This is a genomic window from Comamonas sp. C11, from assembly GCF_024496285.1.
Taxonomy (GTDB): domain Bacteria; phylum Pseudomonadota; class Gammaproteobacteria; order Burkholderiales; family Burkholderiaceae_C; genus Comamonas; species Comamonas testosteroni_F.
In genome coordinates this window covers 4,420,915-4,446,089 of the sequence record NZ_CP101743.1, presented here as the reverse complement: position 1 = coordinate 4,446,089, position 25,175 = coordinate 4,420,915, and the positions used below count along the sequence as shown (strand labels likewise).

General features: G+C 63.2%; 21 protein-coding genes. 13 read left to right on the top strand and 8 right to left on the bottom strand.

Annotation, left to right across the window (positions count from 1 at the left end):
• The first annotated feature begins 34 nt into the window (after nucleotides 1–34).
• The 4 genes from NOX35_RS20500 to NOX35_RS20485 all read left to right on the top strand — a co-directional run bounded on the left by NOX35_RS20500 (nucleotide 35) and on the right by NOX35_RS20485 (nucleotide 4,921).
• Nucleotides 35–1,180: a BMP family ABC transporter substrate-binding protein gene (locus tag NOX35_RS20500; protein WP_256494545.1), complete on the top strand. Its 1,146-nt coding sequence runs from the start codon at nucleotides 35–37 to the stop codon at nucleotides 1,178–1,180.
• A gap of 194 nt (nucleotides 1,181–1,374) precedes the next feature.
• On the top strand, nucleotides 1,375–2,532 hold the full coding sequence (locus tag NOX35_RS20495; protein WP_182284017.1) for a BMP family ABC transporter substrate-binding protein: 1,158 nt from the start codon (nucleotides 1,375–1,377) through the stop codon (nucleotides 2,530–2,532).
• A gap of 181 nt (nucleotides 2,533–2,713) precedes the next feature.
• Nucleotides 2,714–3,688: an aromatic ring-hydroxylating dioxygenase subunit alpha gene (locus tag NOX35_RS20490; RefSeq protein ID WP_182284015.1), complete on the top strand. Its 975-nt coding sequence runs from the start codon at nucleotides 2,714–2,716 to the stop codon at nucleotides 3,686–3,688.
• 186 nt (nucleotides 3,689–3,874) lie between these two features.
• Nucleotides 3,875–4,921 carry an adenosine deaminase gene (locus tag NOX35_RS20485; RefSeq protein WP_256494544.1) on the top strand — a complete coding sequence of 349 codons (1,047 nt, stop codon included), beginning with the start codon at nucleotides 3,875–3,877 and terminating at the stop codon, nucleotides 4,919–4,921.
• A gap of 86 nt (nucleotides 4,922–5,007) precedes the next feature.
• Here NOX35_RS20485 and NOX35_RS20480 read toward each other — a convergent pair whose 3' ends face one another.
• Nucleotides 5,008–6,039 (bottom strand): LacI family DNA-binding transcriptional regulator, encoded by a 1,032-nt coding sequence (locus NOX35_RS20480; protein ID WP_256494542.1) that lies wholly within the window; start codon nucleotides 6,037–6,039, stop codon nucleotides 5,008–5,010.
• A 306-nt stretch (nucleotides 6,040–6,345) separates the two neighbouring features.
• Between NOX35_RS20480 and NOX35_RS20475 the strand changes: the two genes are divergently transcribed.
• From NOX35_RS20475 to NOX35_RS20465, 3 genes are read left to right on the top strand one after another with little or no spacing between them, the layout of a single operon-like run.
• Nucleotides 6,346–9,156 carry a xanthine dehydrogenase family protein molybdopterin-binding subunit gene (locus tag NOX35_RS20475; RefSeq protein WP_256494540.1) on the top strand — a complete coding sequence of 937 codons (2,811 nt, stop codon included), beginning with the start codon at nucleotides 6,346–6,348 and terminating at the stop codon, nucleotides 9,154–9,156.
• Nucleotides 9,156–9,725 (top strand): (2Fe-2S)-binding protein, encoded by a 570-nt coding sequence (locus tag NOX35_RS20470; protein WP_182284007.1) that lies wholly within the window; start codon nucleotides 9,156–9,158, stop codon nucleotides 9,723–9,725. The genes NOX35_RS20475 and NOX35_RS20470 overlap by 1 nt, the downstream gene beginning before the upstream one ends.
• Nucleotides 9,718–11,013 (top strand): cytochrome c, encoded by a 1,296-nt coding sequence (locus NOX35_RS20465; RefSeq protein WP_256494539.1) that lies wholly within the window; start codon nucleotides 9,718–9,720, stop codon nucleotides 11,011–11,013. Before NOX35_RS20470 ends, NOX35_RS20465 begins: the two co-directional genes overlap by 8 nt.
• Before the next feature lie 77 nt (nucleotides 11,014–11,090).
• Here NOX35_RS20465 and NOX35_RS20460 read toward each other — a convergent pair whose 3' ends face one another.
• The 3 genes from NOX35_RS20460 to glaH form a co-directional block, all read right to left on the bottom strand.
• Nucleotides 11,091–11,531 (bottom strand): HIT family protein, encoded by a 441-nt coding sequence (locus tag NOX35_RS20460; RefSeq protein WP_182284003.1) that lies wholly within the window; start codon nucleotides 11,529–11,531, stop codon nucleotides 11,091–11,093.
• A 52-nt stretch (nucleotides 11,532–11,583) separates the two neighbouring features.
• Nucleotides 11,584–12,825: an alpha-hydroxy acid oxidase gene (locus NOX35_RS20455; RefSeq protein WP_256494538.1), complete on the bottom strand. Its 1,242-nt coding sequence runs from the start codon at nucleotides 12,823–12,825 to the stop codon at nucleotides 11,584–11,586.
• Nucleotides 12,826–12,925: 100 nt separating this feature from the next.
• A complete protein-coding gene (glaH, locus tag NOX35_RS20450; protein WP_182283999.1) occupies nucleotides 12,926–13,849 on the bottom strand; it encodes a glutarate dioxygenase GlaH in 924 nt (307 codons plus the stop codon).
• A 104-nt stretch (nucleotides 13,850–13,953) separates the two neighbouring features.
• Here glaH and NOX35_RS20445 point away from each other — a divergent pair, with 104 nt between their 5' ends.
• The 3 genes from NOX35_RS20445 to dcd all read left to right on the top strand — a co-directional run bounded on the left by NOX35_RS20445 (nucleotide 13,954) and on the right by dcd (nucleotide 17,015).
• A complete protein-coding gene (locus tag NOX35_RS20445; RefSeq protein ID WP_182283997.1) occupies nucleotides 13,954–14,850 on the top strand; it encodes a LysR family transcriptional regulator in 897 nt (298 codons plus the stop codon).
• Nucleotides 14,851–15,092: 242 nt separating this feature from the next.
• Nucleotides 15,093–16,385 carry a guanine deaminase gene (guaD, locus tag NOX35_RS20440; RefSeq protein ID WP_256494536.1) on the top strand — a complete coding sequence of 431 codons (1,293 nt, stop codon included), beginning with the start codon at nucleotides 15,093–15,095 and terminating at the stop codon, nucleotides 16,383–16,385.
• 63 nt (nucleotides 16,386–16,448) lie between these two features.
• Nucleotides 16,449–17,015, top strand: coding sequence for a dCTP deaminase (gene dcd, locus NOX35_RS20435; protein WP_003052512.1), 567 nt, complete (start codon nucleotides 16,449–16,451; stop codon nucleotides 17,013–17,015).
• A 75-nt stretch (nucleotides 17,016–17,090) separates the two neighbouring features.
• On the opposite strand, the gene nadB is transcribed toward dcd, so the two are convergent.
• The 3 genes from nadB to NOX35_RS20420 form a co-directional block, all read right to left on the bottom strand.
• A complete protein-coding gene (nadB, locus tag NOX35_RS20430; protein ID WP_256494533.1) occupies nucleotides 17,091–18,623 on the bottom strand; it encodes an L-aspartate oxidase in 1,533 nt (510 codons plus the stop codon).
• Between the two features lie 15 nt (nucleotides 18,624–18,638).
• Entirely contained in the window at nucleotides 18,639–19,781 is a 1,143-nt protein-coding gene (gene nadA / locus NOX35_RS20425) for a quinolinate synthase NadA (RefSeq protein ID WP_371878498.1), read from the bottom strand.
• A gap of 203 nt (nucleotides 19,782–19,984) precedes the next feature.
• Nucleotides 19,985–20,944, bottom strand: a complete 960-nt coding sequence (locus NOX35_RS20420) for a delta(1)-pyrroline-2-carboxylate reductase family protein (protein ID WP_256494531.1) — start codon at nucleotides 20,942–20,944, stop codon at nucleotides 19,985–19,987.
• Between the two features lie 157 nt (nucleotides 20,945–21,101).
• Here NOX35_RS20420 and NOX35_RS20415 point away from each other — a divergent pair, with 157 nt between their 5' ends.
• From NOX35_RS20415 to NOX35_RS20405, 3 genes are all read left to right on the top strand, one after another.
• Nucleotides 21,102–21,398 (top strand): hypothetical protein, encoded by a 297-nt coding sequence (locus tag NOX35_RS20415; protein ID WP_182283986.1) that lies wholly within the window; start codon nucleotides 21,102–21,104, stop codon nucleotides 21,396–21,398.
• 143 nt (nucleotides 21,399–21,541) lie between these two features.
• Nucleotides 21,542–22,414: a neutral zinc metallopeptidase gene (locus NOX35_RS20410; protein WP_256494530.1), complete on the top strand. Its 873-nt coding sequence runs from the start codon at nucleotides 21,542–21,544 to the stop codon at nucleotides 22,412–22,414.
• Nucleotides 22,415–22,625: 211 nt separating this feature from the next.
• The gene (locus NOX35_RS20405; RefSeq protein WP_182283983.1) at nucleotides 22,626–24,047 is read left to right on the top strand and encodes a DEAD/DEAH box helicase; all 1,422 of its coding nucleotides are present in this window, start codon (nucleotides 22,626–22,628) and stop codon (nucleotides 24,045–24,047) included.
• 60 nt (nucleotides 24,048–24,107) lie between these two features.
• Here NOX35_RS20405 and NOX35_RS20400 read toward each other — a convergent pair whose 3' ends face one another.
• Complete coding sequence (locus tag NOX35_RS20400; protein ID WP_182283981.1) at nucleotides 24,108–24,962, bottom strand: symmetrical bis(5'-nucleosyl)-tetraphosphatase; 855 nt, start codon at nucleotides 24,960–24,962, stop codon at nucleotides 24,108–24,110.
• Nucleotides 24,963–25,175 lie beyond the last annotated feature (213 nt).

The window sequence follows — 25,175 nt, the reverse complement described above, 5'->3', positions numbered from 1 at the left end:
TCCGCTTTTCAAAAATAACGAGAGGACAACTCCAATGACAACTCTGGGCAAACGCGCTCTGATCAAGATGATCGGCCTGTCGGCTGTTTCCATGGCTGTGCTGACCGCTTGCGGCAAGAAGGAGGAGGCACCAGCGGCTCCTGCCGTCGCACCTGCGGCTGCTCCTGCTGCCGACAAGCTCAAGATCGGCTTCATGTATGTGAGCCCCATCGGCGACGGCGGCTGGACCTACCAGCACGAGCTGGGCCGCAAGGCCATCCAGGAGAAGTTCGGCGACAAGATCGAGACTTCCATGGTCGAGAGCGTGCCCGAGTCTGCCGACGCCGAGCGCGTGATGCGCGACATGATCGGCCAGGGCAACAAGCTGGTCTTTGCCACCAGCTTCGGCTATCAGGACTTTGTGCAAAAGGTCGCCGCCGATGCCAAGGATGTGAAGTTCGAGCACGCCACCGGCTACAAGACGGCCGACAACGCAGCCGTGTACGACACCAAGACCTTTGAAGGCGCTTATCTGGCCGGCATCGTGGCGGGTGCCATGACCAAGACCAAGACCGTGGGCGTGGTGGCTTCGGTGCCAATCCCCGAAGTGGTGCGCAACATCAACAGCTTTGTGCTGGGCGCTCAGAGCATAGACCCATCGATCAAGGCCAAGGTGGTCTGGGTGAACGAGTGGTTTGCTCCTCCCAAGGAATCCGAAGCCGCCAACAGCCTGATCAACGGCGGCGTGGACGTGATGTACCAGAACACCAATTCTCCCGCCGTGCTGAAGACGGCCGAGGAGCGCGGTGCCCGTGCCTTCGGCAAGGACGGCGACATGAGCGGCTTCGCGCCCAAGGCTCATCTGGGCTCTGCCGTGATCGACTGGACTCCCTACTACAGCAAGGTGGTGGAAGACACGCTGGCAGGCAAGTGGCAGACCGGCAACTTCTGGTGGGGTGTGAAGGAAGGCGCCATCGACCTGAAGAAGATCGCTGACGACGTGCCCCAGGAAATCAAGGACAAGGTGGATAAGGCCCGCGCCGGCCTGAAGGACGGCTCCTTCGCCGTCTGGACAGGTCCCATCAAGGACAATACCGGCAAGGAACTGCTGGAAGCTGGCAAGGTTGCCGATGATGCCTGGCTGCGCAGCATCAACTTCTATGTGAACGGCATCGAAGGCAAGGTGCCTGGTGCCAAATAAGCACTGTTTGCGGGACGTCTGACCAGCGTCCGATCAAAGGCCCCGAGGGGCCTTTCTTTTTGCGCTGTCGTTTTCAGGATACCTATCTGCAATTTGGCGCAGTTTATGCATATATTGCCCAAGGTGTAACCGGTATCCATGGGCTTGCGCTCCTATCGGTTTCAAACCTCACTCTTTGTTCCAAGGAAACTTTAATGACTGATTTGCACAAGCGTTCATTGATCAAGGTCGCCGCACTGACGGCTGTGGCCTCGGCCGCTCTCGTGGGCTGCGGCAAGAAGGAAGAAGCACCTGCGCCGGCAGCAGCCCCCGCTGCCGCTCCTGCGGCCGCTGCTCCGGAGCCTCTGAAGATTGCTTTTGCGTATGTCGGCCCGGTGGGCGACGGTGGTTGGTCCTTTGCCCATGACCAGGCCCGCAAAGCCCTGGAAAAAGAGTTCGGTGACAAGATCAAGACCAGCTATGTGGAGAGCGTGCCCGAAGGTGCCGATGCCGAGCGCGTGCTGCGCGACATGGCTTCGCAGGGCAACAAGCTGGTGTTCGGTACCACCTTCGGCTATATGGACGTGATCCAGAAGCTGGCCCCCGAGTTCGCCGATGTGAAGTGGGAACACGCCACCGGCTACAAGACCGCCGCCAATGTCAGCACCTATGACAGCCGCACTTACGAAGGTGCCTATCTGGCCGGCATCATTGCCGGTGGCATGACCAAGTCCAACACCCTGGGCGTGGTGGGCTCTGTGCCTATTCCCGAAGTGATCCGCAATATCAACAGCTTCACCCTGGGCGCCCAGTCCGTGAATCCCAAGATCAAGACCAAGGTGGTCTGGGTCAACGAATGGTTCAGCCCTCCCAAGGAGACCGAAGCTGCGACCAGCCTGATCAACGGCGGCGCCGACATCCTGTTCCAGAACACCGATTCGCCTGCAGTGCTGAAGACTGCCGAGGAAAAGGGCAAGCGTGCCTTCGGCTGGGATTCGGACATGACAGCCTACGGTCCCAAGGCTCACCTGGGCTCGTCCATCATCAACTGGGCGCCTTACTACATCGATTCCACCCGCAACGCGCTGGAAGGAAAGTGGACCAGCCGTCAGACCTGGTGGGGCGTCAAGGAGGGCGTGATCGACATCGTTTCACTGGCTGACGACATTCCTGCCGAACTCAAGGCAAAGGTTGAGGATGTGAAAAAGGGATTGAAGGAAGGTACATTCACCATCTGGAAGGGCCCTATCACCGGCCAGGACGGCAAGGAACTGATCGCTGCCGACAAGGTTGCCGATGACGGCTTCCTCAAAGGCATCAATTTCTACGTCAAGGGCGTTGAAGGCAAAGTGCCAGGTGGCGACGCCAAGTAAGCACTGCTGGTCAGGCATGGCGCCGCCTCGTCGCACCGATTGCGGCCTGTGGCGCATGTCTTCAGGCAGACCCCGGGGTTTGCCGGGTAGTGTTGGCTGTTAGCAGTTGTGCAGACACGACTTGCAGCGACAGGGCCGCCGCAGAGCGGCCCTTTGTATTTCGATAATGACGAGTATCCCCATGACTGAACGTACCCTCTGGCATCCTGTTGCCCAATCCTCCGATGTGGTGAGCGCGCCGTTTTCCGTGCGGCTGCTGGAACAGCCGCTGGTGCTGTGGCGCAATGCCGAGGGGCTGGTGCAGTCCTTTGTGGACCGCTGCCCGCATCGCGGTGCACGCCTGTCCATGGGGCGGGTGGAGAACGGGCATCTGGAATGCCCCTATCACGGCTGGCAATTCTCTTCCGGGGGCCAGTGCGTGAAGGTGCCCGCCGTGCCAGATTTCACACCCCCTGCATCGCAGCGCGTGCAGGCTTTCGAGGTGCAGGAAGCCTACGGACTGATCTGGGTGCGCCTGGAGTCTTCCGACAGCCAGCTGCCGGTGTTCGCGGCAGAGACGGACGAGCATCTGCGCAAGGTGAACTGCGGGCCTTACGATGTGGCGGCCAGTGCACCGCGCATCATCGAGAACTTCCTCGACATGTCCCACTTCGGCTTTGTGCACGAAGGCTGGCTGGGCAGCCGTGAAGCCACGGCCATTGCCGCCTACAAGGTGGAGAGCACCTCCACCGGCGTGCTGGCGACAGGCTGCAAGGCTGTGCAGCCCCAGTCCAATCTGCACTCCACCCAGGCGGCCGAGGTGGAATACACCTACGAGGTGACTGCTGCCTACACCGCCGTGCTGACCAAGATTCCCGAAGAGGGCACTTCCAAACAGGGCTGGCGCGAGCAGATCGGCCTGTTCATCTGCCCTGTCACGCCCGAAACCAGTCGCGTTTGGTTCCGTCTGGCGGTCGCGGACTTCGAATCGACCGATGAGCAGTTGCAGACCTTCCAGCACACCATCTTTGTGCAGGACCAGCCGGTGCTGGAGTCGCAGCTGCCCAAGGCCCTGCCGCTGGATCCGCGCGCAGAAATGCACTCGGCGGCCGACCGCATGTCGTCGGCCTATCGCCGTTTCCTGAAGGCTCAGGAGATCGCCTTCGGAACCTGCTGAGACAGGCCTGAGAGGCTTTGCCGCCTTCCCCAGACGGGCGTCCATGCGGCTCGCCGGGAGGCTGCGCCACGGGCTTGCGGTCGCAAGCCCGAAGTCGCAGACCTGTCGGGGCTGGCCATATGGCTGGAGCTGTGCCGGTTTGATAGGCTAGAGATTGAACGGCGCGTAGCGCCAAGGAGAATAAAGATGAACACCGTGCCTGCCGTAGATGCTTCCCGTCTGCCACAGCTGCTGCGAGCCATGCCCAAGGCCGAGCTGCATATGCATATCGAGGGGTCGCTGGAGCCCGAACTGATTTTTGCGCTGGCGCAGCGCAACCAGATACCTCTGGCCTATGACAGTGTGGAGGCACTGCGCGCGGCCTATGCCTTTACGGATCTGCAGAGCTTTCTGGACATCTATTACGCGGGTGCCAGCGTGCTGCTGCACGAGCAGGACTTCTACGACATGGCGCGCGCCTATCTGGACCGCGCCGTGGCCGACAATGTGGTGCACACGGAAATCTTCTTCGATCCGCAGACCCACACTGAACGCGGAGTGGCCATGGAGACCGTCATCAACGGTCTGTATCGCGCCTGCCGCGACGCGCAGATCGAGCAGGGCATTTCCTCTTCGCTGATCCTGAGCTTTCTGCGCCACCTGAGCGAGGAAAGCGCCCTGCAGACGCTGGAGGCCGCGCTGCCGCTGCGTGATCGCTTTATCGGCGTGGGGCTGGACAGCAGCGAGCTGGGCAATCCGCCCGAGAAGTTCGCCCGCGTGTTTGCACGTTGCAAGCAGCTGGGCCTGCGCCTGGTGGCCCATGCCGGGGAGGAGGGGCCGCCCGCCTATATCTGGGGGGCACTGGATGTGCTGAACGTGGAGCGCATCGACCATGGCGTGCAGTCCGAGCAGGATGCGCTGCTGATGCAGAGGCTGGTCAAGGAGCAGATACCGCTGACGGTCTGCCCGTTATCGAATCTCAAGCTCTGCGTGATCAAGGACCTGGCCGATCACAATCTGCCGCGCCTTCTGGCGGCTGGGCTCAAGGTCATGATCAACTCGGACGACCCTGCCTATTTCGGCGGCTATGTCAACGAGAACTACACCCAGCTCTTTGCCGCCACGGGCATGGGCGCGCCCGAGGCCTATCAGCTGGCGCGCAACAGCCTGGAAGCGAGCTTTGCCAGCCAGGCGCAGAAGCAGGACTGGATTGCGCGCCTGGACGAAGTGTTTCAGGAATATGCCGCGGCTTGACGAAGTGACTGCTGAGCGGCGCAGCGGCCGTCTTCACAAGCGCCGATAGCCTGGGGTCCGGTGATTGAAAGCCCGGTTGAAGCGGTTCAGCCGGGCTTTCTTTGCGTGGAGCGGCGCAGTGCCAGGGTCGGCAAAGGTCCGGTGGCCATGCGTCTCGTGGTGTCGCCGCGCAGATGCTCGAACAGCAGATCGACCGCCTGCTGGGCGATGTCTTCCAGATGCAGGTCCAGTGCCGTCAGCGGCGGCTCGCAGCTGCGCGCACGCAGACCATCGTAGCGCGTGGCCAGCATCAGATCTTCGGGAATGCGCAGGCCTGCCTGCTGGGCGTAGCGGGCCGCGCCCACGGCAAAGGCATCGACCATGACCAGCAGGGCATCGAGCTCTGGGTGTTCGCCCAGCAGTTGCTGGGCTGCGGCATGGCCGCCGTCCTCGCCCTCGGCCTCGTCCATGCGCAACACCACAGGCTGCATGCCATGACCGGCTGCCATGGCTGCATAGGCCTGCTCGGCCTGGCTGTAGGAGGTGCGCTCCGAGGCGCCGACCACCAGCCCTATCTGCCTGGCTCCGGCCGCCAGCATATGCGTGAGCAGCATCTGCGTAGCCGGACCCGACAGCAGATCGACATAGGGCACGTTGACATGGTCGCCGCCCGGGCGGCCGATGGATACCACGGGCAGGCCCTGCTGCAGCAGCTCTGCCAGCTGGGGGTCGCGGGCCTGCGGCTCTATGACCAGGGCGCCGTCGATATCGAGCAGGTTCAGCGAGGTCTGGCCGGGCTTGTGGGGCGGAACCAGCGCCATGACCAGGCCGCGCTCAAGCGCCGACGAGGCAGCGACAGCAGCCACTTCCATGAAGAACCCCAAACGCGACGGCCCGCCCGAGACCGTGAACGGCATGGACGACATCAGCGCAATCATGCTGGCGCCGCCTGTGCGCAGGCGCTGCGCATGGCGATTGGGCCGGTAGCCAAGGCTGCGAGCAGCTTCCTCCACCTTCAGGCGTGTGGCCGGGTCGACCTGACCGCGGCCATTGAGCGCGTGGGAGACCGTGGTGCGTGAAACACCGGCCTCGCGGGCCACGTCGGAGATGGTGATGCGTTGGCTGGGCGTGTCGGCCATGGAATTCCTCAAGAGTGCGGGCGGTCATTGCGAAACGCACGGCAGGCATTGCAGAAGTTTTTGTATACTTTACTTTGCCCAAATCGATTTGGTTAATTTGGAATTGCATCAATTATTCATAAATGAGATTGATGAAATTCAAGTGCCAAATCGATTTTCTTTTTGGAAACGATATCGCCTTGACGGCCGGTCGCAGTGCCGGCCGACGTGCAGATATCCGAGCGCTGCCCCGGTTGCGGGGTAGCGCTGCGAGTCAATTGCGACCGGAGTGCTGGCCTGCCGCCGCTTCGGTTTGCTCACTGGAGAATGAATGTGCCCAAATCGGATTTGAGCCGGCGCAGCTTTTTGAAGGCTGCGGCCGCCCTGGGGGTGGTTGCCGGAGTGCGCCCGCTGGAGCAGGCGCTGGCGCAGATGGTCGAGCCGGCAAACGGTCAGGACGCTGGCTGGATGGACGGCGGCCGGCTGCGCTACCGCCGCGACGGCATGGCCAAGGTCACGGGCCAGAAGCTGTTTGCCATCGATCTGCGCGCGCGCGACATGGCGGGCTGGCCCGACAAGCAGTCCCATGCGCTTTTGATCATGGTTCCGCGTGCCGACCGTATCTACGAAGGTCTGGACCTGTCCGTGCTGGGCAAGGACTTTGCCCCTGACGTGCTGGTGGACGCCGAGCGTGCCGCTGCCGACGGCGTGCACATGCCCGAGCCCGGTTTTTACGGCAGCTACTTCTTGCCCAAGGGCCAGGTCTCGCCCATGCTGGGACAGCCCGTGGCCTTGGGCATCTGGCACGACTACGAGCGCTACCGCGAAGCCGTGCGCCTGCTGCGCTTCAACGAGGGCATCTTCCGGTGGGGCGCAGCCGCCACGCCGCCCAAACGCAAGCCCTATGTGGCCGCGCGCTATGTGCGCATGGGAGCCGACAGGCATGACGAGCCCGATCTGCATGCGCCGCTGTACCACGGCATCGTGCGCCCGCAGCTGACCGGCCCCGAGCTGCAATGGCCCGGCGTGGACGATGCCAAGCATGGCAAGGCCATGCAGTACTCGGCCCAGATCCAGCAACTGCTCAAGCAGCCGCCCGAGGGCATCCAGGTCTTCTCGCGCGACTACCACAGCCAGTCCATGGAGCCTGCCGCGCTGGAGCCTGAAAACGGCCTGGCCTGGTATGAAGAGAGCAGGGGCGTGATGCATATGGTGGGCGCCACCCAGGCGCCCTACGCCACGGCGGGCCATGTGGTCGGCATGGTCAAGGCCAGCCGCTTTGCGCTCAAGGAAATGGATTATCTGAGCGCCTACACGGTGGGCTACGGGCAGAAGGAGCACCACTCCTTCCCGTTCTACGTGGGTCTGGCGGCGCTGTATGCGCAAGGTCGCCCGGTGCGGCTGGCGCTGGACCGCTGGCAGCATTTCCAGTTCGCGCTCAAGCGCCATCCCTTTGACCTCAAGACCACGATTGCCGTGGATGCCGAAGGACAGTTCCAGGCCTTCTCGGTGGACATGCGCGGCGACGGCGGCGGCACCATGAACTTCAGCCCTTCGGTGGGCACGCTCGGTGTCGCTTCCTCGCAGTCGGTGTACTACTTTCCCAAGAGCGATCTGTCGGTGGCCGTCTTCCCCAGCAGCGAAGTCACGGCGGGATCGGTGCGCGGCTACGGCACGCTGCAGTCCATGGCCCCCACCGAGATGCTGGTCGATGAGATTGCCGAGCAGATCGGCATGGACGCCATCGCCCTGCGCCAGAAGAATATGCTGCGCACAGGCTTGCGCAACACCCAGGGCGCCGTGCCTGCGGGCCAGTTGCGCATCGGCGAGATTCTGGCCCTGGCCGCCAAGGACCCGGTGTGGGTGAACCGTGTCCAACGCAAGGCCGAGTACGAAGCCGCCAATCCCGGCATGCGCTACGGCGTGGGTTTTGCCTCGGTGCAAAAAAGCTTTGGTACCGCCGGCGAAGCCGCGCTGGCATTGATCGAGCTATCGCCCGAGGGCAAGCTCAAGATGAAGCACATCACGGCGGAAATCGGCACCGGCACCACCACGGCCCAGATGCTGGCGGCAGAGCCTTTTCTCGGTCGCCCTGTGGACGAGGTGGAGTTTTCGGCCCAGAAATGGCCCGAGATGCCCTTGCACACGCAGGAGCAGCCCAACTCCACGCCCCAGGCCGAAGAGGATCGCCTGTCCCAGGACCCGTACTGGGTGCCCAGCTTCACTTCGCCGCAATCGGCCTCCAATTCTGCCTACTACTTCACCCACACCACGCGCCAGGCCGCCAAGCTGCTGCTGGCCCATGGTCTGTGGCCGGCAGCCCTGTCCATCTGGGGCAATCCGTTTGGCGGTCCATTGCAAGGCATGCCGGTCTCGCTCGACGAGGCCGAGTGGAAGGACGGCAAGCTGGTGGCCGGCGCCATGGAGCCCTTGACGCTGGAGCGTCTGGCCGCACGCGCCCATGAGCTGGGTCTGGTCACCGGTGTCTGCGTCCACACCTTCAATCGCCGCTCCTGGGCCAGTGCCGAGTTCGAGCTGGGCGGCAAGCGCTTTGCTGCCGAGATCGATGCCCTGTCCCTGCGCTTTGGCAATGGTGCCGATGCCGCCAAAAAGGCCGCGATGGACAGTGCCGGCTACGCCTTCCAGCCTCGCGTCAAGATCAGCTATCCGCCGGTGCACCGTCTGGCGGCGGGCGCGGTGTACTACGCGCCTTGCGCCACGCTGGTGGAACTGGCCGTATCCACGGGCACCGGCAAGGTCACGCTGTTGGGGCACAAGACCTGGCTGGAATGCGGCTCGCAGATCGTACCCGAGCTGGTCTCGGGCCAGTTGCAGGGCGGCGTGGCCATGGGTATCGGCCACGCTCTGTACGAAGAGCTGCCCCTGGGGCCGAGCGGCCCCGGCAACGGCAGCTGGAACTTCAACCGCTACCACCTGCCGCGCGCCAGCGAGCTGGCCGTGTGGACGGCCGAGGGCCATGTGCTGCCTCCGGTCTCGCGCACCGACCCGCCCAAGGGCATGGCCGAGGTGGTGATGATCCCCGTCGTCGCTGCCTGCGCCAACGCCGTGGCCCACGCCACCGGCAAGCGCTTCTATCAACTGCCGCTGAGCGCGGAGCGAATCAAGAAGGCATTGTGATGCAGCAACGTATCCAGTTTTCCGCCACCATCAACGGTCAAAAGACCGGCCCGCATGAGCTGCCCAAGGACCTGATGATGATCGAGTTCCTGCAGGAATATGCGGGCATGAACGGTACGCGCCTTGGCTGCGGCCAGGGTGTGTGCCGCGCCTGCACCATCATCGTGGACGAGCCCGGCAAGGGCCCGCACACCGTGCCCGCCTGCGTGACCGGCGTGGCCTGGCTCAATGGCAAAAGCCTGCGCACCATCGAAGGCGCGGCCCGCAGCGATGAGCAGGGCCAGATCACGGCCTCTGCCGTGCAAAAAGCGTTTCTGGAGCATTTCTCGTTCCAGTGCGGCTACTGCACACCGGGTTTTGTGAACTCGGCCACCGTGCTGATGGAGCAGCTGCAGGCCAGGCCCGTGGATGCCAACGCCGTGGAAGAAGCCGTGGAAGCCGCGCTGGACAAGCATATCTGTCGCTGTACCGGCTATGTGCGCTACTACCACGCCGTGCGCGACCTGATTCTGGTCACGCCAGGCCTGACCACGGGCCAGCGCACGCGGGAGGTCAGCCGTCATGGATAAAGCTCAACGCAGCAAGTTCACCAAGATCGCCGCAGGCCTTGCCGCCGCAGCCGTGGTGGTGCTGGGCGGCATGTATATCGCGGGCAGTGCAAGCGGCAGCGTGCCGCCTGCCACGGTGGACTTTGCCAACATCAGTGCCGAGCAAAAGCAGAAGCTGTTCGACCGCGGCCTGCAGGTGTTTCGCGCTGCCGACTGCGCGGCCTGCCACAGCTCGCCCACCACGGGCGCCGAGCTGGCCGGAGGCATGGCCATGGTCACGCCCATGGGCACGCTGTACGGCACGAATATTTCGCCTTCCAAGGAGCATGGCATAGGCCAGTGGTCGGCCGACGACCTGTACCGCGCCGTGGCGCGCGGCATGGCACCGGGGCGCAAGAACCTGTACCCCGCCATGCCTTATGCCAGCTACCACGACATCACGCGCGCCGATGTCGATGCGCTCTGGGTCTGGCTGCAGGCCCAACCTGCGGTGGAAGTGGCCAACCGCCAGCCGGAGATGCACTTCCCGTTCAGCATCCGCCCCGGCCTCGCACTGTGGAATGCGCTGGAGCGTCCTGCGGGTGCGCCGGCCCCCGAGGCCAGCAACTCCCTGGAACGTGGCGCCTATCTGGTCAACACCCTGGGCCACTGCGGCGAATGCCATACACCGCGCACCAGCAGCTTTGCCATGGACCTCAGGCAGTCGCTCGCCGGCAATGTGATCGAAGGCGCCTACGCCCCCGACCTGCGCCCCAAGGCCATGGCCGAGCGCGGCTGGAGCGAGCAGGATCTGCTGCAGTTTCTGTGCACCGGTCTCTCGCCCCAGGGTGTGATGACCATGGGCATGTTCCCCGTGCTCCAGCATTCGGGTGCGCATATGGAGGAAGCCGACCTCAAGGCCATGGCCGCCTATCTGATGCAGGGGGAGAAGCCCGCAGTAAAGCTAGCGGCCGGAGCGCCTCAGACCCCGACCTCGGCCAATGGCGAACGCATCTACGTCGGTCTGTGCGCAGGCTGCCACGGCGTCGATGGTCAGGGTCAGCCGCATTCCTCGCTGCGCCTCGACACCAACACCACGGCCATGTTCCCCACGCCGCTGAATCTGGTGCGCGTGATCCGCGAAGGCCTGCCCGAGCGCGATCTGGCCCATGGCGAGCGCATGCAGGCCATGCCCGGCTTTGCCGATCAGCTCAGCCACGAAGACATGGCCGATCTGGTGAACTACATGCGCCTGCGCTGGGGTCGTCAGAAGGGCGATGTGACGCCGGCGCAAGTAGCCGATGTCATCAGGACCGCCGAATCACATTGATAGCGGTTTCAAGTCAAAAGAGCTGTCAGCGCTTATCCATCAAGCGCTGGAAGCTCTTTTTTTAATAGTGATTCGATTCAGGCGAATTCGGCTTTGATTTTCTCGGCCAGCTCGCCCAGCACGGCAAAGCCCGGTTCCTCGCGCTGCCAGACCACGGACAGGCCATCGCCCTCGAAGCGCGGCAGCACATGCAGGTGAAAGTGAAACACCGTCTGCCCCGCTGGCGCGCCATTGGCCTGGAAGATGTTGATTCCGTCGGGATCGAAAGCCTTGTTCACCGCGGCCGCCACGCGCTGGGCCGTCTGCATCACGGCGCCGGCTTCCTCGGGCGTCAGCTCCAGCAGATTGACGGCATGGCGCTTGCTGGCAACCAGCACATGGCCTCGCGTGGCCTGGCCGATGTCCATGAAGGCAATGGTCAAATCGTCCTCATAGACCTTGGCCGATGGAATCTCCCCTTTGACGAGCTTGCAGAAAATGCACTCGCCAGGGGGCGAGTGGTCTACAAACATGGGCATGACGCTCTCCTTTTTTATGGTTCAAGCGTTCTATCTTAGGCCCAGCCGCAAATCAGCGCGGCGTCGCGCGCAGGCAGTCCTTGGTGATTTCTGCCATGGATGTCGCGCCCAGCATGGCCATATTGCGGTCCACTTCGTCACGCAGCAAGGTGATGGCGTGATGAACGCCCTGTGCACCGCCAACTGCGGCGGCGTACATGAAGGGGCGGCCCAGAAACACCATGCGCGCGCCCAGGGCCACGGCCTTGAGCACATCGCTGCCGCGGCGTATGCCGCTGTCCATCATCACGGCCGTGCGGTGGCCCACGCGGTCCACCACATAGGGAAGCATCTGCAGCGGAGCGACCACGCCATCGAGCTGACGGCCGCCGTGGTTGGAGACCACGATGCCTTGCGCGCCGATATCGGTGGCCATCACGGCATCGTCTTCGTTGAGGATGCCCTTGATGATGAGGTTGCCCTTCCAGCGCTGGCGAATGCGTTCGATGTTCTTCCAGTTCAGGTGGTCGCGGCCCGAGGTGTCGCGGATGGCGGTGCCCGACAGCAAAGGCGCGCCGCGCGTGGCAAACGAGTTCTCGAAGTGCGGCATGCCGTGGTTGATCAGCGTGCGCAGCATGGTGCCCACCATCCAGCGCGGGCGGGTGATGCCGTCATAGGCCAGGCGCAGCGAGGGGCGCAGCGGCATCGAGAAACCGGTGCGCACATTGTTTTCGCGGTTGGCCCAGACGGGAATGTCCACGGTGATGACCAGGGTGCCGAAGCCTGCGGCTTCGATGCGCTCGATCAGGCCGTCGATGCGCGTGGTGTCGCCGGGCAGATAGGCCTGGAACCAGGTCGACGGTGCAGCCTTGGCTACATCTTCCATGGGGATCAGCGAGGTGCCGCTCATGATGGCCGGAATGCGATTCGCTGCAGCAGTCTGAGCCAGCACCAGATCGCCACGGTAGGCCGAGATGGCGCTGATGCCCACCGGGGCCACGCCAAACGGCGAGTCCCAGGTCTGGCCGAACAGCTCGACCTTCTGGTTGCGCTTGGACACGTCCACCATGACCTTGGAGCTGAAGCCGTATTGCTGGAAGCTGTCACGGTTGGCCTGCAGCGAGACGCAGTCTTCGGCCGCGCCGCAGACATAGCCAAACAGAGGGCGGGGCAGGTGCCTGCGTGCGGCGGCCTCGAAGTCATGCAGCGACAAGATGTTCTGCAGATGACGGGGAAGCCCCGCGCGTTGGCCGTAGGCGGCTTGCGCCTTGGGGGCGGAGGCTGCGTTTGCAGCAGGGGCTTGTGACGATGCCATGGTAGGGCGCCTCGGGAGCGAAATTCAGGGGTTTGACTGGCTACGCCCCCGCACACTTGCGGTGCACGGGGGCGTGACAGAAACATCAGGTGTTCAAGGTTTACTGAGCGAATGTACCGCGCTGACGCATCAGCTCGCGGTGCAGTTGCTCGTTGCGCTCGAACGGTGCGCGGCCGTGCACATAGAAGTAGTTGTTCAGAACCACCAGGTCGCCAGCGGGCAGGCTGACGGTGCGGGTGCCGGGCGAATTTTCCATCGATTCCGACAGATTCTGTAGGTATTCGGCTTCGGCGTCGTTGGCGGGCTGCACGAACTGGTCGATGAAGGAGATCGACAGGCCGAACTCGCCGTGGAAGAACACGGGGCGTTCCACGCGTTCGTTCACGTTCTTGGAGCCCGGAGCCTTGTACAGCAGGGGCCTGGCGCCCAGCGGGTCTTGCACGAAGCGGTCCAGCTCGCTCCAGTCGTCCAGGTGCAGAAAGCGCGACTCACCGCCCACGGCGTTCTGCTCGTCGAATTTCATCATCAGCAGCCAGTCGGTGGCCTCGGTCACGAAGGTGCCGTCGGTGTGCATGGTGAACAATCGATAGGCCTGGCGCAGATAGGAGTCGCTGGCGTCGGTGTGCTTGACCAGAAAGCGCGCGTAGTACTTGTTGGACATGGAGTCGTGGTTGGCCGGGCCCAGGATATGGCCGATGGCGGTGCCGAACTTCACGTAGTCGTCGCTATCCTGGCTCACGCCTTCCAGACCCAGCACAAAGCCGCCATGCCTGCGGTCCTTGATGATGTTCACCAGCGTCTTGCCAAAGTCGGCGCCCATGTGGGCCTTCAGGCGGCGCGCCAGGTGAAAGCGCATGAAGGGCACGTATTCGAGGTTCTGCACGTCGATATCGCGCACATCGGCCAGGAAGGCGTTCAGGGCTTCAGCGTTCAGCGTCAGTTTCAGCAAACGAGGATGCTCGGGATGAGTGCTGATCTCGTAGGCGGCAGGCTGGATCAGTTGCTGGGGGGTCGTAGCGTTCATGGTGGGTGGGTACTTCAATCAGGAATGGTGTGATTGAACACTTCTTGTTTGATACGATCTACAGGGTTAAATGCATTTTTTAATAAGAATTTCAGATTAAATCCATGCTCAGCTACCGCCAACTCGAGCACTTCGTCACCGTGGCCCAGGAGCTGCATTTCTCACGTGCCGCCGACAAGCTGGGCGTGGCCCAGTCCGCCGTCAGCGTGCAGGTGCAGCAGCTGGAACAGCAACTGGGCGTGCGCCTGCTGCAGCGCAACAAGCGCAAACCCATCACGCTGACCGATGCGGGCGAGCTGCTCTACGAAGAGGCCGTGGCCGTGCTGCGCCATATGGAGCGGGCCCAGCAGATCGGGCAACTGGCGGCCCAGGGCATGAGCGGCCATGTCAAGCTGGGCTATATCTCCTCGTCCGTGACCTCGGGGGTGCTGGCGCGCATGCTCACGCAGTTCCGCCCCGGCCATGAGCAGGTGCATATGCAGGTGTTGGCCATGGAGACGCCGCGCCAGCTGCAGGCGCTGCAGCAGGGCGAGATCGATGCCGGTCTGCTGCGGCCACGCCGTCGCTACCCCGAGGGGGTCAAGGCGGTCATCGTGCACAGCGAGCCCTTCATGGTGGCGCTGGCCGAGAACCACCCGCTGGCACGCCATGAATCCATCAGCGTGGCCGATCTGCGCGGCCAGACCTTTATTGCGCCGCAGTTCATCAACGAAAGCGAAGGCTTTGCCGAGGTGCTGGCGCGGCTGGCCGAGACGGCCGGGTTTTCGGCACGCGAGGCCTATCGCGTCAACGACTTCGTCACGGCGACCAGCCTGGCTGCTGCTGGCTACGGCATTGTGGTGCTGCCCGAGTCGAACCGCCTGCTCAATCAGCCGGGCGTGGCCTTCAGGGCGCTGCGCGACTTCAAGGAAAACGTGCACATGGCGCTGGCCTACCGCGAGCGCGAGAACTCGCCTGCGGTGCGCGCCTTTCTGGCCGTGGCCAGAAGCTGCGCCGCCTAGTTATACGGCTGCGGGCAGGGCGGTGTTGCAGCGCAGGGTTCAGGATGTTGAACTGCCTAAAACAATAGCTGCTATCGATTACTGATATTGGTTTTTGGATATGAATTGCAAGGAATTCAATGCATTGCAGGCGAAACCAGCTTTGTTATTGATAGCGCTAGCCCTGGCCTGTGCGCAGCCGTATAGCCTCTATAAGCGCTGCCGTGTTCCGCAGGCGAGATTGGGCGCGTAAGCTCTGGTCCATGAAAATCTATCGTAGTGCCCTGCTGCGCTTCGCCGATGACGGCCAAGCGGTTTATGACTCCGACGCCTTGCTGGCGATTGCTCCCGATGCCGCGGGCGTGCAGCGTGTGGTGGCTGCGGGCAACTGGCAGGCGCTGGCCGACCAGTATCTTGAGCGCGAAGGCGTGCAAGTCATTCACCTGCCCGGCAAGCTGCTGGCACCGGGCTTTGTCGACCTGCATATCCACTACCCGCAGACCGATGTGATCGGCGCACCGGCCCCGGGTCTGCTGCCCTGGCTGGAGAACTACACCTTCCCGCACGAGTCGCGCTTCCACGATCGCGAATATGCCGATGGCGTGGCCGATTTCTTCATCAACGAGTTGCTGCGCAACGGTGTGACCACGGCGCTGGCGTTTGCAACCTCGCATCCGGCATCGGTGGATGCCATCATGACGGCAGCGCAAAAGCGCAGCATGCGCATGATTGCCGGCAAGGTGCTGCAGGACCGCAACAGCCCCGAAGGCGTGCGTGACGACACCGAGCAAGGCCTGATCGACACCGAAACCCTGATCCAGCGCTGGCATGGCGTGGACCGCCTGGGTTATGCGATCACGCCGCGCTTCGCGCCCACCAGCACGCCCGAGCAGCTGCGCGGTGCGGGCGAACTGGCAGCCAGGTATGGCGATGTCTGGATCCAGTCCCATGTGGCCGAGAACCTCGACGAGATTGCCTGGGTCAAGGAGCTGTTCCCCGCCGCGCGCAGCTATCTGGCGGTCTACGACGACTTCGGCCTGATGCGCGAGCGCGCCGTCTATGCGCACAGCATCTGGCTCGATGAAACCGACCGCCAGCTCATGCATGACACACGCTCTGCGGCGGCCATCAGCCCGACCAGCAACCAGTTTCTGGCCAGCGGCTATTTCGACTACCTCAAGGCCGACCAGGCCGGCATGCTCTATGGCCTGGCCAGCGATGTGGGCGGCGGCATGAGCTTCTCGCCGTTTCGCACCATGCAGGCCGCCTATGTGGTGGGGCGCGAGGGCCATGCCAAGCAGGGCCAGAGCCTGTCGCCGCAACACCTGTGGTGGCAGCACACGGCAGGCGCTGCGCGTGCACTGGGCCTGCAGGGCGTCATCGGCAATCTGCAACCCGGCTGCGAGGCCGACCTGGTCGTCATCAACCCCGGCTGCACGCCGCTGCTGGCGCGCAAGACGGCCCAGGCGCGCAATCTGGAGGAGCTGCTGTTTGCCATGATCATCCTCGGAGATGACCGCCTGATTGAGCAAACCATTGTTTCTCAAGCAAAATAGCGGCCTTGCGCTTGATTTGTGAGCGCACAACGCTATGAAAAATCAAGCGATACAGGACTTCTAATGAGCATCAAGAGCGACAAATGGATCCGTCAGATGGCGGAGCAGCACGGCATGATCGAGCCTTTCGAGCCTGGCCAGGTGCGCCAGGTCGACGGCAAGAAGATCATCAGCTACGGCACCTCGAGCTATGGCTACGACATCCGCTGCGCCCGCGAATTCAAGGTCTTCACGAATATCCACAGCACGGTGGTGGACCCCAAGAATTTTGACGAGAAGAGCTTTGTCGACTTCGAGGGTGACTATTGCATCATCCCGCCCAACAGCTTTGCACTGGCCCGCACGGTGGAGTACTTCCGCATTCCCCGCGACGTGCTGACCGTCTGCCTGGGCAAGAGCACTTATGCGCGCTGCGGCATCATCGTCAACGTGACGCCCTTCGAGCCCGAGTGGGAGGGCTATGTGACGCTGGAGTTCTCCAACACCACGCCGCTGCCGGCCAAGATCTATGCGGGTGAAGGCTGTGCCCAGGTGCTGTTCTTCCAGGGCGACGAGCAATGCGAAGTCAGCTACAAGGACCGCAACGGCAAGTACCAGGGCCAGCATGGCGTGACCCTGCCCAAGGCCTGAAGCCTGCTGCTGCGCCAGAAAGCCCGCTGCGGATACAGCGGGCTTTTTGCTTTCCCGGGAGGCGGCTGGGCGAGATCAGGCGGCTGCCGCTTCGAGCGCCGGCCAGTCCAGATTGCAGTGCGCGCCCACGCTGGCATGGCGCTGCAGCGCAGCGTCCACCATCAGGCTGCACAGGGCCAGCTGGTTGCGCAGTGCTGGGTCGGCGCCGCGCCACTGGGAACGCCACAGCACCAGTTGCTTGGCCGCCGCAATCAGGCTGTGGTTGCTGCGCACAATGCCCACGTTGTGCAGCATCAGCTGCTGCAGCGACTGCCGCATCTCCTGCTGGCTTTCAGCGCTCAGGTTCTTGCCGGGCTTGTGCGGCCTGCCATGAATGGCAGCAGGTTTGTGCAGGGGCTGTTCGGCCATGCGCAGCGCGGCAGACCTGCCCATGACCACGCACTCCAGCAACGAGTTGCTGGCCAGACGGTTGGCGCCATGCAGGCCGGTGCGGGCCACCTCGCCAATTGCCCATAGCCCGGCCACGGCGGTGCGACCGTCCACGTGAGCCTGCACGCCGCCGCAGGCATAGTGGGCACAGGGAGCTACGGGGATGGGCTGGGTGGCAATGTCTATGCCGTGCGCCGCGCACAGTGCCATGACGCCGGGGAAATGCCGGGCCAGCCAGTCGCGGCTGCGGTGTGTGATGTCCAGCAGCACATGGGGCAACTGGTGTGCCCGCATCTCGCCATCGATGGCGCGGGCCACGATGTCGCGCGGCGCCAATTCGGCACGCGAGTCGTGGCGCAGCATGAAGCGCTCGCCGGGCCCGCCTTGCCGGTCTGGCAGGCACAGCAGGGCTCCTTCACCGCGCAGCGCTTCCGAGACCAGGCCCACGGACCGGCCGCCCACCTGCAAGGCCGTGGGGTGGAACTGCATGAACTCCAGGTCGCGCACGACACAGCCCGCATGCCAGGCCATGGCAATGCCGTCGCCGGTCGCCGTGGCCGGATTGGTAGTGCTGGGGTAGATCTGGCCCATGCCGCCCGTGGCCAGCACGGTATGGCTGGCCAGCATAGGCTGCAGCTGGCCATCGGCATTGCGCACGCTGGCACCCACGCAGCGCTGCTGCACGTCCTGCAGCAGTTCCATGGCAGTGCAATGCTGCAGCAAGGTGATGTGCTTCAGACCTCGGCAGGCCTGCAGCAAGGTCTGGTGTACGGCCTGCCCGGTGCGGTCGGTCGCATGCACAATGCGCCGAGCGCTGTGGCCGCCTTCGCGCGTCAGGGTCAGGTGCAGGCGGCCGTCTGCATCGGTGCTGAAGGGCACATCCAGGGCCTGCAGCCAGGCGATCGCCTGAGGGCCTTGCTCCAGAATGCGGCGCACGGCGCCTTCGTCGCAGAGGCCGGCGCCGGCGATCAGCGTGTCCTGAACATGGGCTTCCAGGCTGTCGGCGGGATCCAGCACGGCAGCAACGCCGCCTTGGGCCCAGGCGCTGGCGCATTCGTCGGCGCTGCTTTTGCTGAGCACGGTGATGCGCAGTTTGCTGGGCAGGCTGAGCGCCAGCGTCAGGCCGGCCAGTCCAGAGCCGATGATGAGAACATCGCTGCAAGTCTGAGATTGAGGCATGGTGCTTGTCCTTTCTCAGGCTGGACCGAAGTTCTGGAACAGGGCCGCGTCGCGTTCCAGCTCGCCGCTGGCGCGTATCGGCTGGCGCTGGGCAGCGGCAAAATCCAGCATGCGCTGTATGGGCCTGCGGGCGGCCAGGCCCAGCATCGCATCAAGCTCGATGGCACCGCTGCCTTGCAGCAGGGTCCGCTCCACGCCCGGCAGGCTGTTCATGGCCATCCAGGGGCAGAAGGCACAACTTTTGCAGCTGCCGCCCGTGCCCGCTGTCGGGGCAGCCAGAAAGCGCTTGCCCGGATAGCGCTGGCGCATGTCGTGAAGAATGCCTTGATCGGTGGCCACGATGAAGGTGTCGGTGGGCAGCTTGCCCACGGCGGCAATCAGCTGGGTGGTGGAGCCCACCACATCGGCCAGCGCAGTGACGGCCGCCGGCGATTCTGGGTGAACCAGAATTGCGGCCTCGGGGTGGGCGTTGGCCAGGGCTTGCAGCTCGTCTGCCTTGAATTCGTCATGGACCACGCAGCTGCCCTGCCACAGCAGCATGTCGGCGCCGGTCTGCTGCTGGATGTGGCTGCCCAGGTGGCGGTCGGGTGCCCAGAGGATTTTTTCGCCGCGTGCGTGCAGGGCGGCCACGATGTCCTGCCCTACCGACGAGGTGACCACCCAGTCGGCCCGGGCTTTCACGGCAGCGCTGGTGTTGGCATAGACGACCACGGTGCGGTCCGGATGAGCGTCGCAGAAGCGGCTGAACTCGTCGACCGGGCAGCCCAGGTCCAGCGAGCAGGTGGCATCGCCGTCGGGCATGAGCACGGTCTTTTCGGGGCTGAGGATTTTTGCAGTCTCGCCCATGAAGCGCACGCCGGCCACGATCAAGGTCTTGGCGGGATGGTTGGCACCAAAGCGCGCCATCTCCAGCGAGTCGCCCACGCAGCCGCCGGTATCGCGTGCCAGATCCTGCAGCGCACCGTCCACATAGTAGTGGGCAACCATGACGGCATTGCGTTCCTTGAGAAGAGCCTTGATGCGCTGCGCCGTCTCGCGCTGCTGCTGTCTGTCCTGCTGCGGCAGCACCCTGGCCCAGGCCTGGCCTGGGCTGCACTGGGCGCTGCTGCCTGGGGCGGGCTGGTCGAATTCCACGGTTTTGATCGTCATCGTCTCCATCCTGAGTTGTGCTGTTAAATATTTATACTCAATATGAGTATTATTAAAACCGCTTTTTTGGGATTTGTCACCAGGGAGACAAATTCGGCAGGAAGGTGTCGCTTTCAGCGCAGTCAGTGCTCGGGAAAGCAATCCTGGGAATGGATGGATTGCTTATTCATCAATGGCTTGATGCTTCTGAAAAATGAGCAAATGGAGGATGTTCAGGTGGGCTGCCTGAGCAGGTGTTGGCGCAGGGCCAGGCGGGTAGCGGCCAGATCCCAGCCGCCCCAGCCACAGGATTTGAAGAGCACAGGCTTCGTGGAGCGCGACCAGTCCTGATGCACCACGGTGGCCAGCGTGGGCAGGGTGCTCACGTCAATGCCGGCCTGCAGCAGGTCGCCGGCCTCGTGCGCGGCATCGACGGTGTCGACGACGATCTGGCCCTGGTGCAGAAAGCGCCGGCACAACTCGGGATCCAGCTCCGCCATTTGCGGCGTGAAGGCTCCGACGGCGCAGACAAAGGCATCGGGTCTTGCCGCCTCATGCAGCACCACGGCCTGCGCGGGCGTGCAGGTCACAATCAGCGGGCAGTGCCGGGCGGCCTCCTCCAGGTCGTCGGTGATGCGCGCATGCAGACCCAGGTCGCGGGCCTCGTCTGCAAGCCGCTGCGCGCTGCTGGCACTGCGCGAGTGAATCCAGACCTCCTGCGTGCCGAGGCCCTGGGCAAAAGCCTGCATATGGGCGCTTCCCTGCACGCCGGCGCCGACGATGAGCAGCGCGCCTTGAGGCCTGGGGGCCAGGCGGCGCGCTGCCAGCAGCGATACGGCTGCAGTGCGTCTGGCCGTGACGGTGGGGCCGTCCAGAATCAGCTGACGCACTCCTGTTGATGCATCAAAAACCACGATGTCGCCCTGAATGGTAGGTCTGCCCGCCTGGGCATTGCCTGGCGTGAAACTGATGAGCTTGGTCATGACTACCTGGCCATCGGTGGCCGGCATGCAGAACAGGCAATTGCCCGCAGCTGTCGGCATGACGATGCGTGGTGGGACCGAGACATTGCAACTGTTTTGCAGCTGGCGCAAAAGTGCTTCGATCTCATCGGCCAGGGCGGACCATGGCAGCAGTGCGGCAGTGGCGCGGGCGTCCAGAGACGCTGTCGAGGGCTGGGTCTGGGCATTCATGGGCAGTCGTATAGAGGCAGTGGACAAGCCTCTGAGCTTACAGAATTGCAAGCCCGGTCCGATGTTGACCGACAGAATGTCGCTGCACGAACGCTTCTGGCGAAGGCTGCCTGCGCGCACAATAGCCACTGTCTTATCCATCGATTCTGTCGTACACATGTTTGGCTTTTTTCCCCGCTCCGGGCAACGTAAGGACCCTACCTGGACACAAGCGCCTTCCAGCCGTGGTCATGTCGAGCCTGTCTGGCGGGATGGCGGCTCGGCTGCGAGCTATGAGCCCAGCCAGCAGCAGGCAGCTGCACCGCGCAAATCCTCTTCGGTCAAATTCTGGGCATCGGCCGTCCTGGCGGTGGTGGGTCTGCTGGCCGTGGCCTTTCTGTTTCTGAGCATGGTCGATGTGGTGGAGGAGCAGGTGGCCCGCAACCAGCCTCAGTCCACGCCTGCCGGCCGCTGAACACCAGTCCAAACGTCAACAATGCTGCGCTGCAGCTTGACTGGGGCGGCAAAAGCACAGCTTGATACCTCCAGTCGAGGCCGCAACCCTTAATATCGCCACCCGGCGCAGGCCGTGTGCAACACAGCAAAGGAGTAAGCACCATGAGATGGGAAGGTAACCGCGAGTCGGACAACGTCGAGGATCGCCGTGGAGAGGGTGGTGGCGGCGGTGGTTTCCCCATTGGTGGTCGCAGCATCGGCATCGGCACCGTGGTGCTGGCGCTGATTGGTTGGGGCGTGTTCGGCATCAACCCGCTGACCACGATTGGCGTTCTCTCCGGTGGTGGCTCGCCCCAGGTGCAGCAGGCTCCGGCGCATCGCCCGGCTGGCGATGACCAGGGGGCCAGGTTTGTCTCCACGGTGCTGGCTTCAACCGAGGATGTCTGGACTCAGATCTTCCGTGAAGGCGGTGCTCATTATCAGAACCCCAAGCTGGTGCTGTTCACCGGCGTGACGCGCACGGCCTGCGGCACGGGGCAGTCGGCCATGGGGCCGTTTTACTGCCCGGGTGACTACAAGGTCTATCTGGACATGGACTTCTTCAACACCATGAGCCGCCAGCTTGGCGCTCCCGGTGAGTTCGCGCGCGCCTATGTGGTGGCCCACGAGGTCGGCCACCATGTGCAGAACCTGCTCGGCATCTCGGGCAAGGTGGACAGCATGCGGGGCCGTGTCAGCGAGCGCGAGCAAAATGCCATGTCCGTGCGCCTGGAGCTGCAGGCCGACTGTCTGGCCGGCATCTGGGCCAACAAGTCGCAGCAGGCCAAGAGCTGGCTGGAGCAGGGCGATATCGAGTCGGCGATGAATGCCGCACAGCAGATCGGCGACGACAAGCTGCAGCGTGAAGCCACGGGTACGGTGCGCCCCGACAGCTTTACCCACGGCTCCAGCGCCCAGCGTGTGCGCTGGTTCACCCAGGGCTACAAGACCGGCAGCGTCAAGGCCTGCGACACCTTCGCAGCTCAGTCGCTTTGAGCCACAAGCGGGTTTGAGTCAGGCGTGTGCACTGTCACACGCCTTTGTTTTTGGGGCTGCAGAATGTGGAAATCCGGGTTATCCCGATAGATTGCACGGGATATTGGCAAGGCTTCTTACGCGCGAAAACAGAGGGGACGAAGGCTTTTCGTCTGCAGAAAATCACAAAGCCAACGCGAAAAACCCACTCGGTGCGACAATAACGCCCTCAATGACAAGCTCTTTCTCCAATCTTCACTTGGCTGAGCCCCTGGCACGCGCAGTGGCCGACATGGGCTATGAGTCCATGACTCCGATTCAGGCGCAGGCCATTCCGGTGGTATTGACCGGCAAGGACGTCATGGGCGCAGCCCAGACCGGCACAGGCAAGACGGCGGCGTTCTCCCTGCCCCTGCTGCAGCGCCTGATGCGCCATGAAAACGCCTCGGCATCGCCTGCCCGCCATCCGGTGCGTGCCCTGGTGCTGCTGCCCACGCGTGAGCTGGCCGACCAGGTGGCGCAACAGATTGCCTTGTATGCCAAGCACACCAAGCTGCGCAGCACCGTGGTGTTTGGCGGCATGGATATGAAGCCTCAGACCATCGAGCTGAAAAAAGGCGTCGAGGTGCTGGTGGCCACGCCCGGTCGTCTGCTGGACCACATCGAGGCCAAGAATGTGGTGCTCAATCAGGTGGAATATGTGGTGCTGGACGAGGCCGACCGCATGCTGGATATCGGCTTTCTGCCCGATCTGCAGCGTATCCTCTCCTATCTGCCCAAGAGCCGCACCACGCTGCTGTTCTCGGCCACGTTCTCGCCCGAGATCAAGCGTCTGGCCGGCAGCTATCTGCAGGACCCCGTGACCATCGAGGTGGCTCGTCCCAACGAGACGGCGTCCACGGTGGAGCAGCGCTTCTACAAGGTCACGGATGACGACAAGCGGTACGCGATTCGCTCCGTGCTCAAGGAGCGCGACATTCGCCAGGCCTTCATCTTCTCCAACAGCAAGCTGGGTTGTGCGCGTCTGACGCGTGCCCTGGAGCGTGACGGACTGCGTGCCGCCGCACTGCATGGAGACAAGAGCCAGGACGAGCGTCTGAAGGCACTGGAGGCCTTCAAGGCCGGTGAGGTGGATCTGCTGGTCTGTACCGATGTGGCCGCGCGCGGACTGGACATCAAGGACGTGCCCGCCGTGTTCAACTACGACGTGCCTTTCAACGCCGAAGACTATGTGCACCGCATCGGCCGTACCGGTCGCGCCGGTGCATCGGGTCTGGCCGTGACTCTGGTGACCGACCATGACAGCCGCAATGTGGCCGACATCGAAAAGCTCATCAAGAAGAAGATTGAAGTCGAACCCGCGCCCATGCAGGACTTCCGTCCGGCACGCCGCAGCCGCAGCGATGAGGAATATCGTCCTCGTCGCGAACGCGAGTTCGATGCAGCGCCCCGTGGCGGCTATGCGCATCGTCCTTCGCGCATGGCTCAGCGTCCTGGCAACGTGGATCCCTTCTTTGACAAGCCCTACGAGGCCAGCAGCGTGGCCGAGACCGCATCCTGGGACAGCAAGCATGCCGCCCCGGTCAAGAGCGCGAGCATCAAGCCCAAGCGCAAGGTCGCTGCCTTGTTCAGAGCACCTGTAGTGGCTTCCTGAGCACCGGGTCGTCGCGCCACAGAAAACGCCTGCGGATGCAGGCGTTTCTTTTTTGAAGCTTCAGCCTTTGGCGCCAGGTACCTGAGCCTGCGGGCACTGCAGCTGTATCAGTTCTCGTTCGTCCATGCGCTCGCCGATTCTCATCATGCTGAGGCAGCCGCCCCAGACGCAACCGGTGTCCATGGCCATCAGATCGGGCCGGTTGATATGGCCCAGCGTGGACCAGTGGCCAAAAGCCATGGGCGTATCGGCAGTGAGCCGGCCCGGCGCATCGAACCAGGGCATCAGTCCTTCGGGCGCGTGATCGGCGGATTCAGCGCTCTCGAAGTCCATGACGCCGTCAGCACTGCAAAAACGCAGACGGGTGAAGGCGTTGACGATGCATCGCAGTCTGTCATCGCCTTGCAGGTCGGCGGACCAGCGATCGGGCTGGTTGCCATACATATTCTGCAAAAAGTGCACATGGTCGGCATGCTGGAGCACGGTCTGAACTTCGGTGCTCAAGGCCATTGCATCCTGCACACCCCATTGAGGAAGTACGCCGGCATGCACCATGAGAAGGTTCTCACCCAGCGCATTGGTGTGCAAGCGGGCCAGAGGCTGCAGGCGCAGCCAGTGCAGCAGGGTATCGCAATCGGGTGCGCTCAGAACCTGGGCCAGAGTGTCGCGCTTGCTTTGACGGCGAAGGCCTCGGGCTGCAGCCAGCAGGTGCAGGTCGTGATTGCCGAGCAGAGGGCGAATGGCATCGCCGGCCTGCATGCAGCGGCGCAATACTTCGGCGGATTTGGGGCCGCGATTGACAAGGTCGCCGAGCACGTAAAGTGTGTCCCGACTTGCGGAAAAATCCACGGTTTGCAATAAGCGCTCGAAGGCGTCATCGCAGCCCTGGATGTCTCCGATACAGTAAAGTGCCATGGTCTTCTTTCTGGTGGACGAGTCAGGGATTTTCTGCTGTTTGCATTGCTGACACTGCTAAGCGGGGTGTATGTGGCGTCGAAATTGGCACTGGCCTTGCGGTTGCAGGGCAAGATTGCCGGCTTTGGCAAAGCTCGTGAGCAAGGGGGCCCAAGCTGTGGCGGAGTTGCTTGAGAGTCCACACAGTTTCTGTCTTTCGTACAGCTGGGAATT